General features: G+C 73.6%; 12 protein-coding genes and 1 tRNA gene. 5 read left to right on the top strand and 8 right to left on the bottom strand.

Annotated features, from left to right (window positions below; translation table 11 throughout):
* Nucleotides 1–218 precede the first annotated feature (218 nt).
* Both ACFV1L_RS27695 and ACFV1L_RS27700 read right to left on the bottom strand, forming a co-directional pair.
* A tRNA-Met gene (locus ACFV1L_RS27695) sits at nucleotides 219–292 on the bottom strand.
* Between the two features lie 57 nt (nucleotides 293–349).
* Nucleotides 350–3,280: a UPF0182 family protein gene (locus tag ACFV1L_RS27700; protein ID WP_380370690.1), complete on the bottom strand. Its 2,931-nt coding sequence runs from the start codon at nucleotides 3,278–3,280 to the stop codon at nucleotides 350–352.
* Between the two features lie 169 nt (nucleotides 3,281–3,449).
* Here ACFV1L_RS27700 and ACFV1L_RS27705 point away from each other — a divergent pair, with 169 nt between their 5' ends.
* A complete protein-coding gene (locus tag ACFV1L_RS27705) occupies nucleotides 3,450–4,010 on the top strand; it encodes a PPA1309 family protein (protein ID WP_380370666.1) in 561 nt (186 codons plus the stop codon).
* Between the two features lie 58 nt (nucleotides 4,011–4,068).
* On the opposite strand, the gene ACFV1L_RS27710 is transcribed toward ACFV1L_RS27705, so the two are convergent.
* From ACFV1L_RS27710 to ACFV1L_RS27725, 4 genes are all read right to left on the bottom strand, one after another.
* The gene (locus ACFV1L_RS27710; RefSeq protein ID WP_380370668.1) at nucleotides 4,069–5,148 is read right to left on the bottom strand and encodes a PDZ domain-containing protein; all 1,080 of its coding nucleotides are present in this window, start codon (nucleotides 5,146–5,148) and stop codon (nucleotides 4,069–4,071) included.
* A gap of 81 nt (nucleotides 5,149–5,229) precedes the next feature.
* Entirely contained in the window at nucleotides 5,230–5,409 is a 180-nt protein-coding gene (locus ACFV1L_RS27715) for a hypothetical protein (protein ID WP_380370670.1), read from the bottom strand.
* A gap of 159 nt (nucleotides 5,410–5,568) precedes the next feature.
* Entirely contained in the window at nucleotides 5,569–6,009 is a 441-nt protein-coding gene (locus ACFV1L_RS27720) for a molybdenum cofactor biosynthesis protein MoaE (protein WP_380370673.1), read from the bottom strand.
* Between the two features lie 91 nt (nucleotides 6,010–6,100).
* On the bottom strand, nucleotides 6,101–7,249 hold the full coding sequence (locus ACFV1L_RS27725; protein ID WP_380370676.1) for an NAD-dependent epimerase/dehydratase family protein: 1,149 nt from the start codon (nucleotides 7,247–7,249) through the stop codon (nucleotides 6,101–6,103).
* 190 nt (nucleotides 7,250–7,439) lie between these two features.
* Here ACFV1L_RS27725 and ACFV1L_RS27730 point away from each other — a divergent pair, with 190 nt between their 5' ends.
* A complete protein-coding gene (locus ACFV1L_RS27730) occupies nucleotides 7,440–8,987 on the top strand; it encodes a zinc-dependent metalloprotease (RefSeq protein WP_380370692.1) in 1,548 nt (515 codons plus the stop codon).
* A complete protein-coding gene (locus ACFV1L_RS27735) occupies nucleotides 8,984–9,547 on the top strand; it encodes an NUDIX hydrolase (protein ID WP_380370678.1) in 564 nt (187 codons plus the stop codon). Before ACFV1L_RS27730 ends, ACFV1L_RS27735 begins: the two co-directional genes overlap by 4 nt.
* 121 nt (nucleotides 9,548–9,668) lie before the next feature.
* Here the strand turns inward: ACFV1L_RS27735 and ACFV1L_RS27740 are convergent, their stop codons facing one another.
* Nucleotides 9,669–10,328: a M48 family metallopeptidase gene (locus ACFV1L_RS27740; RefSeq protein WP_380370681.1), complete on the bottom strand. Its 660-nt coding sequence runs from the start codon at nucleotides 10,326–10,328 to the stop codon at nucleotides 9,669–9,671.
* Between the two features lie 243 nt (nucleotides 10,329–10,571).
* On the opposite strand from ACFV1L_RS27740, the gene ACFV1L_RS27745 reads away from it, so the two are divergent.
* Both ACFV1L_RS27745 and ACFV1L_RS27750 read left to right on the top strand, forming a co-directional pair.
* Nucleotides 10,572–11,681 (top strand): ThiF family adenylyltransferase, encoded by a 1,110-nt coding sequence (locus ACFV1L_RS27745; protein ID WP_380370683.1) that lies wholly within the window; start codon nucleotides 10,572–10,574, stop codon nucleotides 11,679–11,681.
* Between the two features lie 321 nt (nucleotides 11,682–12,002).
* Complete coding sequence (locus tag ACFV1L_RS27750) at nucleotides 12,003–13,343, top strand: ABC1 kinase family protein (protein ID WP_380370686.1); 1,341 nt, start codon at nucleotides 12,003–12,005, stop codon at nucleotides 13,341–13,343.
* Between the two features lie 33 nt (nucleotides 13,344–13,376).
* Here the strand turns inward: ACFV1L_RS27750 and ACFV1L_RS27755 are convergent, their stop codons facing one another.
* Nucleotides 13,377–14,486, bottom strand: a complete 1,110-nt coding sequence (locus ACFV1L_RS27755; RefSeq protein WP_380370695.1) for a phosphotransferase — start codon at nucleotides 14,484–14,486, stop codon at nucleotides 13,377–13,379.
* Nucleotides 14,487–14,636: the final 150 nt, after the last annotated feature.

Here is a 14,636-nt window from a genome sequence, read left to right on the forward strand (position 1 = left end):
GTCGGGGGAGAGCGGCAGACGGAAGCAGAAAACGATCAATTCCCGTTGCTGGCATGCGTGTTGCAGCACCACGAGGCGAGCGGTGGGGGCCGCTCGTCATGGGCACGACTCAGATTGGACTGGACCAGTGAGGGTGTCAACGGGTCTGCACCGAGGAATGGCGAAAGGGAACGGCGAAGGCCCGGAGGCTGATGCCTCCGGGCCTTCGTGCTACTGAGTAGCGGGGACAGGATTTGAACCTGCGACCTCTGGGTTATGAGCCCAGCGAGCTACCGAGCTGCTCCACCCCGCGTCGGTGAAACCACTGTAGCACGATCACGGGGTGGACCAACAAATCGGTTTTCCCAGCTCAGCCGGTGGGTGACGGCGCCGGCGGACCGGACGGCTGCCCGGACGGCGCCGGCGTGGCCCCGTTCTTCGGCTCGGCCGCCAGCGCCTCGTTCAGCGCCTTCTGCAGCGCCTGCTGGGCCTGGCCGTACGCCGCCCAATCGCCGTTCTTCAGCGCGTTCTGTCCGTCGGTGAACGCCTTCTGGGCGTCCGCCAGGGCCTTGTCCAGCGCCGGGTTGGCGCCCGGGGCGGGCGTCGTCGGCGTGCTGGGCGGGGTCGGCGTGGTGCTGCCCGGGTCGGCCGGGGCGGTCGGGGTGGTGGCCCCGTCGGCGGCGTTCCCGAGGACCTTCGCCAGCGCCTTGTCCAGGGTGTCCTCCAGCGCCACGTTGTGGTCGCCGTACACCGCCAGCACCTTCTTCAGCACCGGCACCTTCGCGCCGCGCGCCACCAGGTACACCGGCTCGACGTTGAGGATGCCGCCGCCGACCGGCAGGGTCAGCAGGTTGCCGTAGACCACGTCGGAGTCGGCGCCGTTGCGGAGCAGGGTGAGCTGGTGGGCGACGTCGGTGTCGGAGTTGAACTTCGCCTGGGTCAGCGCCGGGCCGAGCGCGCCCGAGTCGGACGTCATCCGCAGGATCCGCAGCTTGCCGTAGTCCGGCCCGGGATCGGCGTCCGCGGTCATGAACGCGGCCAGGTTCTTCCGGCCCGAGGGCACGAACGAGGTGGTCAGCGAGAAGCTGGCCTCCTTGGCGTCCGGCATCCGCACCGTCAGGTAGTAGGGCGGCTGCACCTCGTCGGCGTTGACGGTCGGGTCGACCGGCACCTCCCAGATGTCGGTGCCGTTGAAGAACGCCGTGGCGTCCGTCATGTGGTACATCCCGAGCAGGTCGCGCTGCACCTTGAACATGTCCTGCGGGTAGCGCAGGTGCGGCAGCAGCGCCGCCGGGATGTCCGCCTTCGGCTGGACCGATCCCGGGAACGCCTTCATCCAGGTCTTCAGCACCGGGTCGGCCTCGTCCCACTGGTAGAGCGTCACCTCGCCGGTGTACGCGTCGACCGTGGCCTTCACCGAGTTGCGGATGTAGTTGACCTCGTTGACGGCGGTCAGGGTGCGGCCGCGCTGGTCGGTCAGCGAGTCCTTGGTGGCGTCGCCGAGGACCGTCTTGGACGCGAACGGGAAGCCGTCGGACGTGGTGTAGCCGTCCAGCACCCACACCAGCCGGCCGTCCTCCACCACCGGGTACGGGTCGGCGTCGATCGACAGCCACGGCGCGACCTTCTCGACCCGCTCCTTCGGCGTGCGGTCGTAGAGGATCTTCGCGCCGTCCTTGATCGCGCCCGAGTACAGCAGCTGCGGCTCGGCGAACTTCACCGCGTACGCGGCCCGGGTCAGCGGGTTGTCCAGCGAGACGCCGCTGCCGCCGGTGTACTGGTACGTCCGGTCCGGGTCGGAGTCCCGGGTGTAGTCGATCTCGTCCATGCCGGGGCCGACCACCGAGTACGTGGTGGACTTCTCGCCGTAGTACACCCGCTGCTGGTAGTCGCCCATCGACCCGGTGGTCGGCAGCGACTGCTGGGTGTAGACCGGGTTGCCGTTGGCGTCGACCTGGTTGCCCTTGGCGGCGACCACGCCGTACCCGTGGGTGTACTTGAAGTGGTCGTTGATGAAGTTGCGCTGCTGAACGCCCGTCAGGTCCAGCTCGCGGACGCCCAGCACGGTGTCCTGGTCGCCGTACCGGTCGACGTCCAGCGTCTTCGGGAACGCGTAGTACTGCCGCAGCGCCTGGTTCTGCTGGAACGTCGGCGAGACCACGTTCGGGTCCAGCAGGCGGATGTCGGAGATGGTCTGCGCGTCCTGCTGCAGCTTCTCCGGCTTCGTGGCGTCGATCGGCTTGTACTGCGTGACGTCGGCGTCGGCGATGCCGTAGGCCTGCCGGGTCGCGTCGATGTTCTTCTGGATGTACGGCGTCTCCTTGGCCTGCTCGTTCGGCTTGACCTGGAACTGCTGCACGATCGCCGGGTACAGCCCGCCGACCAGCACCGCCGACAGCGCCATCAGTCCGAAGCCGATCAGCGCCGGCGCCCAGGTCCGCCGGATCGGCGTCAGGAAGAACAGCGCCGCACAGATGATCGCCACGAAGAACAGGATCGTCTTGGCCGGCAGGAACGCGTTCGCGTCCACGTACCGCAGACCCGTCCAGCCCTCAACGCCCTTGTAGGACTCGCTCTTCACCGCCAGCGCGTACCGGTCCAGCCAGTACGCCACCGCCTTCAGCAGCACGAACACGCCCAGCAGCACGGCCAGATGGCCCTGCGCCCCGGCGCTCGCCCGGCGGCCCGGACCCTGCAGCCGCAGGCCGCCGTACAGGTAGTGCACGGCCGTCGCCGCGATCAGCGACACGATCACCGCGCTGAACGCGAAGCCCAGCAGGAACTCGTACCAGGGCAGGTCGAACGCGTAGAACGAGACGTCCAGGTGGAACTGGCTGTCCTTCTGCCCGAACGAGGTCCCGTTGAGCCACAGCATCCAGGTCCGCCACTGCCCGCCCGCGGCGGTGCCGGCCGCCAGGCCGACCAGCAGCGACAGGCCGATCAGCAGCCACTTGCGGAACGGCGCCACGCCCATCCGGTAGCGGTCCAGGCTCTGCTGCTCCACCGACATCGCGGCCAGCGGCGGCCGCAGCCGGTACGCCAGCCACAGGTTGAACCCGACCACCAGCGCCATCAGCAGCCCGAACACCGCGAACAGGCCGACCTTCGCGCCCAGTTGCGAGGTGAACACCGACCCGTACGAGACCGACCTGAACCACAGCCAGTCCGTCCACAGCCCCGCGAACATGACGAACAGCAGGAACAGCGCCGCCAGCACGCCCGCCGTCAGCAGCAGCACCTTCGCCCGGCGGGACGGCGGCCCGACTCTCGCTCGAAAACCCGGACCTGTTCGATCCGGCATCTGGAAGGTCAAGATGCCACCTCAGCTGTTGTCGTCGTTGGGGATGACGATGCCGCGCCGTGGACGGGCGCACACCGGTCTCCAGTGCAACTTAAACAGTCTTTACCGGAGTTCCCGGACAATGCGTCGGAGTTGGAGACGGCCCCCCCGGACATGTGAGGATGGCCCCATGTCCGACTCCCCTGACCTGACCTCCGCCGCCGCCGGCATGCCCGCCGCCACCCCGCTCACCCGGGCCGCGCTGGAGATCGACGAGCACGCCGCCACCCTCGGCTGGGACCTCCCCGCCCGCCTGTTCGCCCTGGTCGACAACGCCCAGATGCGCAAGGCCAATCCGCGGCTCGCCACGCAGCTCGGCCTGGACGAGAACCCGACCGGCCTCACCCCGGTCGAGCAGGAGGAGATCCCCCCGGGCACCGAGCTCGACCGCTTCCTGGGCACCATCGCCTGGCCCGACGGCGTGGTCGGCTGCGCCCTGGTGGTCGAGCGCCTGATGCTCCCGCCCGGCGCCGAGGCCTCCCGGCCGAAGAACGCCACCGAGCAGGAGATCAACGACTGGGTCGCCGCCCACCCGCAGCGCCAGGAGGTCCGGATCACCGCCGCGGTCCTGCGCGACGGCTCCCGCGAGATCGCCCTGCGCCTGCGCGAGAAGGACAGCCCCCGCGAGGTCCTCACCGGCCCGGACCTGGTCCCCAACCTGACCCAGGCCCTGCTGGCCACCTTCCAGTAACCGGCGCACCACCAGGGGCGCGTGGGGGCACACCCCCCACGCGCCCCTGTTCTCGCGCTCAGTTCTTGCAGCTGGGCAGCGCCGCCTTGTCCCCGCTCCGGATGGAGTCCAGCGCCTTCACCGCCCCGGCCAGGTTGTCGACCTTGACCAGCGTGAGGCCCGACGGCGTGCCGTTCATCGCCTCGGCGCAGTTGTCCGCGGGGGTGAAGAAGTACTCGGCGCCCTTGTCGCGGGCGGCGATCAGCTTCATCTGGATGCCGCCGATCGGCCCGACCGCGCCGTCGTCGTCGATGGTGCCGGTGCCCGCCACGAACTTGCCGCCGGTGAGGTCGGTGGGGGTCAGCTTGTCGACGATGCCGAGGGCGAACATCAGGCCGGCGCTCGGACCGCCGACGTCCTGCAGGCCGATGTCGATCTTGAACGGGTAGACGTGGTCGACGCCGGGCGTGATGCCGACGATCGCCCGGTCCTCGTCCGGCGCCTTCGCGGTGGTGATGGGCACCTGCACCTCGTCCGCCGGGTTCGGCGTCGGGCCGGCCTTGGCGTGCGGGACCACGGTGAACACGGCGGTCTCGCCGGGCTTGTGCTTCATCACCTGCTCGGCGACCTGGCTGCGGCCGGTGATCGCCACCCCGTCCACCGCGACGATCTGGTCGCCGGCGTGCAGCTTGCCCTCGGACGGGCCGCCGGAGACCACCGAGGAGACGATGATCTCGGTGGTGACCGGGATGTCCAGCTGCTTGAGGGCGGCGGTCTTCGCGCTGTCCTCGGAGGAGGCGAACTCCTCGGCGTTCTGCTGCTGGGCCTCCTGGTCGGTCTGGCCCTTCGGGTACACGTTGTCGTGCGGCACCACCAGCACGTCGCCGCGCATCCAGCCGACGATCGCGGAGACCAGGCTGGGCTGGTAGTTCGCCCCCGTGACCTGGACCGTCGTCATGTTCAGGTGGCCGGTGGTCGGGTACGTCTCGCGGCCGGTGATGGTGATCACCGGGGTGCCCGTCTTGTCCTGCACGCCGAGGGTGTTGTACGTCGGCCCCGGGCTCATCTCGGTGAACGGCACCTTCATCAGGACCGAGGCACAGAGCAGGCCTATCAGCAGCAGGGTGGCGGCGAGCATGGTCGCCGATCGGCGTGGCATGGCACGACAGTACGGGAAGTGCGGGGCCCGGTGTACAGCCGGTGCGCCCGCACCCTCCCCCTCGGCCGGCGTGCCGAGCGGCTATTCGCCGCCGGGGTGCCGGGTGCCGCTGTTGCGTTCCATCGCGGCGCGGAAGCGTTCGTGCTCGGCGAGCGAGGACGGGTCGGTGATGGACCTCGGCGGCCGCGCCGCCCACCCCGCCCACACCGACGCCAGCAGTCCGGCCACCACAGGAATGATCAACCAGGCGAGCGCAGCCATCTTCGAACTCCCCACAGGCTCGTCATGTGTATCAGCAGATTAACCGCCTGCACAGGGAACGGCGCGTGCGGTGTCCGGGTTACGGGACGCGTGGCGCGCTCACCGTCCCGGGGTACGGCCGAACGGGGAACGAGCGGGGCGCGGAACGGACACGGCGGCTCAGCAGGAGCCCGCGCCGACCCACTCCTCCTCGCCGTCGGCGAACACCTGGTGCTTCCAGATCGGCACCTCGTGCTTGAGGTCGTCGATCAGCCGCCGCGACGCCTCGAACGCCTCGCCCCGGTGCGGGCAGGAGACCGCGACGATCACCGCGACGTCGCCGATCGCCAGCCGGCCGGTGCGGTGCACCGCCGCCAGCGCCCGGACCGGGAAGTCCGCGCAGATCTTCTCGGCGACCCGGCGCAGCTCCCGGACCGCGGTCGGGTGGGCGCTGTACTCCAGCGCCTCGACCGCCTTGCCGCCGTCGTGGTCGCGCACCGTGCCGACGAACAGCGTGGTGCCGCCCGCCGCGTCGTCGCCGACCGCGGCGTGCACCTCGTCCAGGGAGAGCGGGGTCTCGCGGATCGCGAGCAGCCGGATCGGGTCGTGGGTCTCGGACATGGCTCCATCATTCCGCATCGCCACCGGCACCGGCCGACGCCTCCCGCCCCGCGACGCTGCCGTCCTCGAAGGCAGGCCCCGGGGCGGCGGGTCAGATCCGGCGGTGCTTGCGCGCCCGGCGGACCAGCGCCGCCGTGCCGATCAGGGCGACCGTCGCGCCGGCCGCACCCAGGCTGGTGGCGGCCTCCTTGCCGCCCAGTCGGCGCCCGGCCACCGCGTGCTTGCCGGAGACCTGGGCGAGCAGCTCGGCCAGCACCTCCTCGTTGGTGTGCCGGGGCCGCCAGCCCGCCTCGTGCAGGCGGCTGCCGGACACCACCCACGGGTACATGGTGTAGGCGAGGTCGCCGGCCGGGGCCGGGGTCAGGCCGAGCCGGTGCAGCCGGGCCGCGGTGCCCAGCGCCAGCGAGGCCGGCAGTTCCATCCGCCGGATCCCGGACAGCTCCTCCACGTCCTCCTGCTCCAGCCAGCCGTCGCAGCCGACCGTCACCTCGCCCTCGACCAGGCCGAGCGCCGCGTACTCCAGCGCCGAGGCCAGGTCGTCCAGGTGGCAGAACTGCCAGCACGGGCGGGAGCCGGCCACCACCAGCAGGCGCGGGGCCTCGAAGTGGCGGGTGAGCACGGTGTCGATGCCGGGGCCGACCACCACCGCCGGGCGCAGCACGGTGATCTGCAGGCCCGGGTGGGCGCGCGGGGCGCGGCGGGCCAGCCGTTCGATCTCCAGCAGGTCGCCGACCAGCGAGGCCTCCTCGGTGGCCCGCAGCTCGGAGTCCTCGGCCAGCGGGACCTCGTTGTCGGCCAGCGCCCCGTAGACCATCGCGGAGGTGCACAGCACCACCCGGTGCACACCGGCCGCCGCCGCGGCGGTCACCACGGTCTGCGCGCCGCGCACGTTGTAGGCGCTGCGGGTGCGCGGGTCGGACTCCATGCCGAGGTCCATCGCCAGGTGCACCACCACGTCGACGCCGGCCAGCCGCTCGGCCACCGCCGGGTCGCGCACGTCCAGCACCCGCCACTGCACGCCGGGGACCTCGCCGCGGCGGTCGTCCACCGCGAGCACCCGCCGCACGTGCGGGGAGGCCACCAGTCGCTGGGCGACGCGCTCGCCGAGCACGCCGGCCGCGCCGGTGACGGCCACGGTGAGCGGCTTGCCGCCGTAGGCTGGAGTCGGCGAACCGGCGTCGGCCGGCGCGTCCTCGCCCTCGGTCAGCCCAGAGCGAACGTCCGAAGGCGGGGAACTCACCGGCCATCCTCCACGGTTAGCTTAAGTGCGTACGTACGAGTGTCACGCACTGTCCATCCTGCCCGAGGCTCGGCCCCAGCGGTGCACCCGGCGCGGTCGGCCGCGAGACCATTGAAACCGCCCGGAGCCTCCGGGTCACAGAATTTCCCGCCACACCACCCGCGTGACGGCCGATCAGATCGAGGACCCCGTGAGCGACCTCCCCTTCGGATTCGGCGTTCCCCCCGAGGAGCCCGAGGACGGCAAGAACAAGGGCAAGAAGGACGGCGAGCAGGGCGACTCGACCCCGCAGCAGCCGTTCGGCTTCGGTGCCGGAAACCCCTTCGGGGCGCTGTTCGGCATGGGCGGCCCCGGCGGCGGGCAGGGCGGGGACAATCCGTTCGCCGCGATGATGGGCGGCTTCAACCCCAACGACCTGGGCGCGGCGTTCCAGCAGCTCGGGCAGATGCTCTCGTTCGAGGGCGGCCCGGTGAACTGGGAGCTGGCCAAGAACATCGCCCGGCAGACCGTCGTCGCCGAGCAGCCGGAGGGGAAGACCAAGGACCGCTCGGTGGGCGCCGCCGAGCGCACCGCCGTCACCGAGGCGGTCCGGCTGGCCGACCTGTGGCTGGACTCGGCGACCGAGTTCCCCTCCACCTCCTCCGCGGCGGTGGCGTGGAGCCGCGCGGAGTGGATCGAGGCCACCCTGCCGGTCTGGAAGGACCTGGTCGACCCGGTCGCCGAGCGGGTCGGCAACGCCATGGGCGGCGTGCTGCCCGAGGAGATGCAGGCCATGGCCGGCCCGCTGATGGGCATGATGCGCTCCATGGGCGGCGCCATGTTCGGCACCCAGATCGGCCAGGCGCTGGGCGCGCTGGCCGCCGAGGTGCTCGGCTCCACCGACGTCGGCCTGCCGCTCGCCCCCGCCGGGAAGGCCGCACTGCTGCCGCAGAACATCGCCGAGTTCGGCGACGGGCTGAACGTGCCCGCCGAGGAGGTCCGGCTCTACCTGGCCCTGCGGGAGGCCGCCCACCAGCGGCTGTTCGCCCACGTGCCGTGGCTGCGGGCGCACCTGTTCGGCGCGGTCGAGGCGTACGCCCGCGGCATCAAGGTCGACACCTCCCGGATGGAGGAGCTGGTCGGCCAGCTCGACCCCACCAACCCGGAGGCCCTGCAGGAGGCGCTCGCCGGCGGCCTGCTGCAGCCCGAGGACACCCCCGCCCAGAAGGCCGCGCTGGCCCGGCTGGAGACCGCGCTCGCCCTGGTCGAGGGCTGGGTCGACGCCGTCGTGCACGCCGCCGCCGCGCCGCACCTGCCGCACGCCGCCGCGCTGCGCGAGACGCTCCGCCGCCGCCGCGCCACCGGCGGCCCCGCCGAGCAGACCTTCGCCACCCTGGTCGGCCTCGAACTGCGCCCCCGCCGCCTGCGCGACGCCTCCCGCCTGTGGGCCTCGCTCGCCGACGCCCGCGGCGTCGAGGGCCGCGACGCGCTGTGGAGCCACCCCGACATGCTCCCCACCGCCGCCGACCTGGACGACCCGGACGGCTTCGTGCACCGCGACACCTCCGCCGAGGCCGAGGGCGGCTTCGATTTCGACGCCCTGAACAAGCTGCTCGGCGAGGCCGCCGGCGGCACCTCCGGCAGGACCGACCTGACCAAGGGCGGCGCCGACCCGCAGGACAGCGGCAAGGACGCCGCCGACGGCCCCGCCGCGGACCGGGACGGCGACGAGGACGGTCGGGAGGGCGGCGCCAAGTGACGTCGCTGCACACCGACGCCGTCCGCGCGCTGACCGACTGGACGCCCGACGGGGACGGCCAGCAGGAGCTGCGCCGCGACTACCTGGCGCACCTGGCGGCCCACCCCGACGGCCTGTGGCGGGCCTGCCTGCCCGGCCACATCACCGCCAGCGCCCTGGTGGTCGACCCGGCCGAGGGGCGGGTGCTGCTGACGCTGCACCCCAAGGTCGGCAGGTGGCTCCAGATGGGCGGCCACTGCGAGCCCGGCGACGAGACGCTGGCCGCGGCGGCGCTGCGCGAGGCCGTCGAGGAGTCCGGCATCGCCGCCCTGGAGGTGCTCGCCGTCGACGGCCGCACCGCGCCGGTGAAGCTGGACCGGCACCACGTGCGCTGCCTGGGCAAGGACAAGCCCGAGAACGTCCACCTGGATGTGCAGTACGTCGCCCTGGCCCCGGCCGGGGCGCGCGAGCTGATCAGCGAGGAGTCGCTGGACCTGCGCTGGTTCGGCTGGGACGAGCTGCCGGCCGACACCGACCGGTCGGTGCGCGACCTGGTGGCGCGGGCCCGGACGCTGGTCTAGCCACCACTGCCGCGGCTTCTCCGGCTTCGGCGGTCCCCGCGCCGACGACCCCTGCGGGCCCGGACGGGCCGGCGGGGGTCGCGTCGTTCCGGGTGGCCGACCGGCTGTGCCGGGTGCCTGATCAGGTGTTCCGGGCGCCCGGGATGTGCGGCAGCCGGGCGGCGGAGGCGACGCCCTCCAGGTAGCCGCGGGCGCGTTCGGTGCGCGGGTAGGCGTCCAGCAGCGCCCAGAACCGGGGGCCGTGGTCGGGGACCAGCAGGTGCGCGAGTTCGTGCAGCAACACGTAGTCCACCACGTACTCGGGCATGCCCTGGAGGCGGTGGGAGAGCCGGATGGTGCGTTCGCTGGGGGTGCACGAGCCCCAGCGGGAGTTCTGGTTGGTCACCCAGCGGACGTGGTCGGGCTCGGCGCGGCCGCCCAGGTACAGCCGGGAGAGTTCGGCGGCCCGGGCCTGCAGCGCCTCGTCGCCGAGCACCCGGCGCTTCTCCTGCGCGGCCAGCTTGTCGAGCATCTGCGCCACCCAGCGCTGCTCCTCGGCGTGCGACATCCGGGCCGGGATCAGCACCACCGTGCGGTCGCCCTCGCGGTACGCGGAGACGGTGCGGCTGCGCCGGGCGCTGCGGCGCACCTCGACCTTGCTGCGGTCGATGCCCCGCTCGGGGCCGCGGGTCCGTTCGGCCTCGGTGCTGGCATGCGCGCCGGGCGCCGCGGTCGTGGACCCGGAGGCTGCCCGGGCACGCCGACGCGACGCCGACCGATGGGAGTCCGGTTCGGCTGCCATGGCACAGGACGTTACCCCGTCGCCGGGACAGAAGTCCGGTACCGGGACGGCGCGGCCCCGGGTACCACCCGGCTGCGTTGTCCACAGGCTGTGCACGGTGATGATCGGATGGTCTCCCCGGGCCTGTGGACAACGCATTTCCGTGTCCGCGGGGTCGGGGGCAAGCTGCGGTCACCAGTTGATCCGACGCCGCGGCCGGAAGCTTCGTCCGGGGCACCGGAGACCGACCCTTGGAGGCCCCGCATGCGCCCCGTGCTCAAGCCCGCCCTGTCCCGGCTCTGGCGGGAGAAGCAGACCCTGCAGTTCGGCACCGTCCGACGGCACGCCCGGCTGATCGAGGGCGTCGACCGGAGGCTCGCCATGTTCCTGGAGCTGATCGACGGCACCCGGGACGGGCCCGCCCTGATCAGCGCCGGGCAACGGCTCGGCCTGACCGCCGAGTACTGCCAGGGCATGCTCGACTCGCTCGCGCAGAGCGAACTGCTGGACGACGCCGAGGCCGTGCGCGGCGCGCTGAAGCTGTACCCCGCGGCCCGCGGCGAGCTGCTCGGCCCCGACCTCTCCTCGCTCTCCCTGGTGCACCCCGCGCCCGGCGAGGCCGCCGCCGTGCTGCAGGGCCGCGCCCGGGCCCGGGTCGAGGTGCGCGGCGCCGGGCGGGTCGGGGCGGCCGTCGGCACCGCACTGGCCGCCGGCGGCGTCGGCGAGGTGGCGGTGATCGACCGCGGCCGGGTCGCCGCCCGGGACTGCGCGCCCGGCGGCTTCCCGCCCGGCGACATCGGGCGGCTGCGCGCCACCGCCGCCCGCGAGCTGGTGCACCGGGCCACCGGCGCCCCGGTCGGCGAGCGCTACCGGCGGCCGCCCGCCACTCCCCCACCGCCCACCCTGGTGGTGCTCGCCCCGCGGGACGGCTCCGCCGCGTACACCGGCGCCGCCGTCGACGCCCAGGAGCTGATGCGCGCCGGCATCCCGCACCTGTACACCGGAGTGCTCGAACACCTCGGCGTGGTCGGGCCGTTGGTCGTCCCCGGCGCCTCCGCCTGCGGCAGCTGCGCCACCCTGGCCCGGCGGGACCAGGACGAGGCCTGGCCCCGGCTGCTCGCCCAGCTGATCGACGAGGGCCCCGGCCGGCCCCGCGCCCCGGCCTGCGACAGCGCCGTCGCCGCCTCCGTCGCCGGGCTCGCCGCGCTGCACGTCCAGCTCTACCTGGACGGGGTGCTGCCGCCGAGCGTGGACGGCTGGTGCGAACTGTCCGCCGCCGACGGCATGGTGCGGCGGCTGCGGCTGCGCAGCCATCCCGACTGCGGCTGCCTCTGGCAGTCCGTGACGCCCGGCCAAGCGGGCACAATGGCCTAGGACGTGCCTTCGGGTCCGTCCGGCGAACCCCCGCCGATCCACCGCACGTTCCTGCCCGGTGCACCGCCTCCGGAGTGCGGGGCCCGGTCGGGAGGGCCCGTCGGGCGGCCCCGGAAGTCCGCACACCACCGCCGGCGGGGGGCCGCCGGTGGTCCGGCTGATCAGGAGGTCCGGTGAGCGATCTACCGCGCAAGGCAGTGACCGGCAGGGCGCGACCGGTCGCCCGCCCGCGCCCTGCGGCGGCGCCGCACCGCGGGGCCGCCCCGGCCGCCGCCGGCATCCCGGCGAGCGCCGCTGCGCCGGTCGGGACGGGGGCGTCCGATGTCTGAGATGCCGCGCAAGGCGGTCTCCCGGACGGCCCGGCTGGCGGCCCTGCCGCTGAGCTTCGCCGGCCGCGCCACCCTGGGCCTGGGCAAGCGGCTCGGCGGTCGGCCCGCGGAGGAGGTCGCGGCCGAGCTCCAGGCCCAGACCGCCGAGCAACTCTTCGCCACCCTCGGCAAGTTGAAGGGGGGCGCGATGAAGTTCGGACAGGCCATGTCGGTCTTCGAGTCCGCCCTCCCGGAGGACGTCGCGGGCCCCTACCGGGCCGCGCTGACCAAGCTCCAGGACTCCGCCCCGGCCATGCCGACCCGCACCGTGCACTCGGTGCTGGCCTCCGACCTCGGCGAGGACTGGTCCGCCAACTTCCGGTTCTTCTCCGACCAGCCGTCCGCCGCAGCCTCGATCGGCCAGGTCCACCGCGCCGTCTGGCAGGACGGCCGGGACGTCGCGGTCAAGATCCAGTACCCGGGCGCGGGCGACGCCCTGCTCAGCGACCTCGGCCAACTCGCCCGGCTGGCCCGGATGCTGGGCCCGCTGATCCCCGGCGTGGACGTCAAGCCGCTGATCGCCGAACTGCGCGAGCGCGTCACCGAGGAGCTCGACTACGAGCTGGAGGCCGAGTCCCAGCAGCTGCACGCCCGGGAGTTCGCCGGGGACGCCGACATCGTGGTGCCCCGGGTGGTCGCCCAGTCCGGCCGGGTACTGGTCACCGAGTGGCTGGACGGCAAGCCGCTCTCCCAGGTCATCTCGGACGGCACCCGGACGGAACGCGACCGGGCCGGCCAGCTGCTCGCCCGCTTCCTGTTCGCCGGCCCGGCCCGCACCGGCCTGCTGCACGCCGACCCGCACCCGGGCAACTTCCGCCTGGTCAAGACCGGCCGCGCCGCCTCCAGTTGGCAGCTCGGCGTGCTCGACTTCGGCACCGTCGACCGCCTCCCCGGCGGCCTCCCCCGCCCGATCGGCACCTCGCTGCGCCTGGCCCTGGCGGGAGATGCCGGCGCCGTCTACGACCTGCTGAAGCAGGAGGGCTTCGTCCGGCCCACCATCTCACTCGACCCGGACGCGGTGCTCGACTACCTGGTGCCGATCATCGAACCCACCCGCGCCGAGCAGTTCACCTTCAGCCGCGACTGGATGCGCACCCAGGCCGCCCGGATCGCCGACCCGCGCTCCCCCGCCTACAACCTCGGCAAGCAGCTCAACCTCCCGCCCTCCTACCTGCTCATCCACCGGGTCACCCTCTCCACCATCGGCGTCCTGTGCCAACTCGGCGCCACCGTCCGCCTGCACGAGGAGCTCCTCCGCTGGCTCCCCGGCTTCGCCGAGGACGGCGCCGCGTAACCGCGGCACCGGGCGGCCCGGCCGGACGGCCCGTCAGGGGCGTTCGGCCGGGAGCGGTCCCGCGGCGGGCCAGGCGGTGCGGATGCGGGCGGCGAGGGTCGCGCAGAAGCGGCCGAAGACCGGGAGGGCGGTGTCCGCGTCGGCGAGGGCGGCGACCGCGCGGACGCGGTGCAGCAGGCGGCGGCGGGCGGTGGCGGTGCCCCAGGTCCAGTCCCGGTGGGAGAGGCGGGCCAGGTGGTCGGCGGTGCCGCGCTCGGCCTTGGGGACGAGGGCGTCGCCGCGCAGCAGCCAGCCCGCGCAGGCGTCGGCGAGTTCGGCGGCGGTCGCGGCCTCGGTGCCGGTGGCCGCGCGCCAGGCGGTCCGGTAGGCCGCCTCGGCCTCGTCCAGGATCTCGGCGGGCGGGGCGGTGGAGCACCAGCAGGTGGGGAAGCCGATCCGCAGGTAGGCGAATTCGGCCGCGCCGGGGCCGAGCGAGGCCTGCTCGAAGTCGACGAACCGGACGCCGTCGGCGGTGTGCAGGTCATTGCCGGGGCAGGGGTCGCCGTGCAGCAGGGCGTGCCGGGCGGGGGTGGCGGACAGCCGGTCGAGCAGCGCCTCGGCCTCGGCGCGCAGGCCGGGCGGGGCGGGGACGTCGAGGGTGCGGGCCAGTGCGAGGAAGCAGCCGAGGTCGCGCCCGGTCGGCCCGGTCCAGGCGGGCAGCGCGGTGCCGGCGGCCGTGCCGGCGAGGTCGTCCAGGTCGGCGGGGGCGCTGGCGTGCAGCCCGGCCAGGGCGGTGGCGTAGTCGATCTGCCAGCCGGGGCCGGGGGTGCGGTCCTCCAGGCGTTCGAGCACCAGCAGGCGCGCGGCGGGGTCGCTGCCGAGCACGGCGGGCACCACGCGGCGGCGGACGGGGCCGGCGGCCGGTCCGGCCGGTCCGGCCAGTCCGGCCAGTCCGGCCAGTCCGGCCAGGGCCAGCGCGGCGGTCTCGCGGGCGAAGCGGTCGTCGGCGCCCGGCGAGTCGACCAGTTGCTTCACGACGACCGGCCTGCCGGAGAGTTCGGCCCGCCAGACCCGCGAGCGCGGGCTGCTGACCAGGCGACGGGCCTTGCGCGGTGGGCCGAGTTCTGCGCGCAGCCGCTCGCCGAGCGGGAGGGAGGACCACATGCGGGTCATCCTCGCACGGTCCGTTCGAGTGCCGAACGGCAGTACGGACCGGCTGAGTTGGGGCCGGTGCATGGAATCGCCGCGGGCGGGCAGACGACGTCCGGGCCGGCGGTGGAGTTCCGGCCCGGCGGCGGCCGGGCCGGAACGCGC

Source organism: Kitasatospora sp. NPDC059646, from assembly GCF_042734615.1.
Taxonomy (GTDB): Bacteria; Actinomycetota; Actinomycetes; order Streptomycetales; family Streptomycetaceae; genus Kitasatospora.

Coding starts and splice junctions, on each gene's coding strand:
- ACFV1L_RS27740 (WP_380370681.1), bottom strand. CDS start 10,328: ATGGCAGCCGAACCGGACTCCCATCGGTCGGCGTCGCGTCGGCGTGCC.
- ACFV1L_RS27710 (WP_380370668.1), bottom strand. CDS start 5,148: ATGCCACGCCGATCGGCGACCATGCTCGCCGCCACCCTGCTGCTGATA.
- ACFV1L_RS27750 (WP_380370686.1), top strand. CDS start 12,003: ATGTCTGAGATGCCGCGCAAGGCGGTCTCCCGGACGGCCCGGCTGGCG.
- ACFV1L_RS27720 (WP_380370673.1), bottom strand. CDS start 6,009: ATGTCCGAGACCCACGACCCGATCCGGCTGCTCGCGATCCGCGAGACC.
- ACFV1L_RS27745 (WP_380370683.1), top strand. CDS start 10,572: ATGCGCCCCGTGCTCAAGCCCGCCCTGTCCCGGCTCTGGCGGGAGAAG.
- ACFV1L_RS27700 (WP_380370690.1), bottom strand. CDS start 3,280: ATGCCGGATCGAACAGGTCCGGGTTTTCGAGCGAGAGTCGGGCCGCCG.
- ACFV1L_RS27715 (WP_380370670.1), bottom strand. CDS start 5,409: ATGGCTGCGCTCGCCTGGTTGATCATTCCTGTGGTGGCCGGACTGCTG.
- ACFV1L_RS27705 (WP_380370666.1), top strand. CDS start 3,450: ATGTCCGACTCCCCTGACCTGACCTCCGCCGCCGCCGGCATGCCCGCC.
- ACFV1L_RS27755 (WP_380370695.1), bottom strand. CDS start 14,486: ATGTGGTCCTCCCTCCCGCTCGGCGAGCGGCTGCGCGCAGAACTCGGC.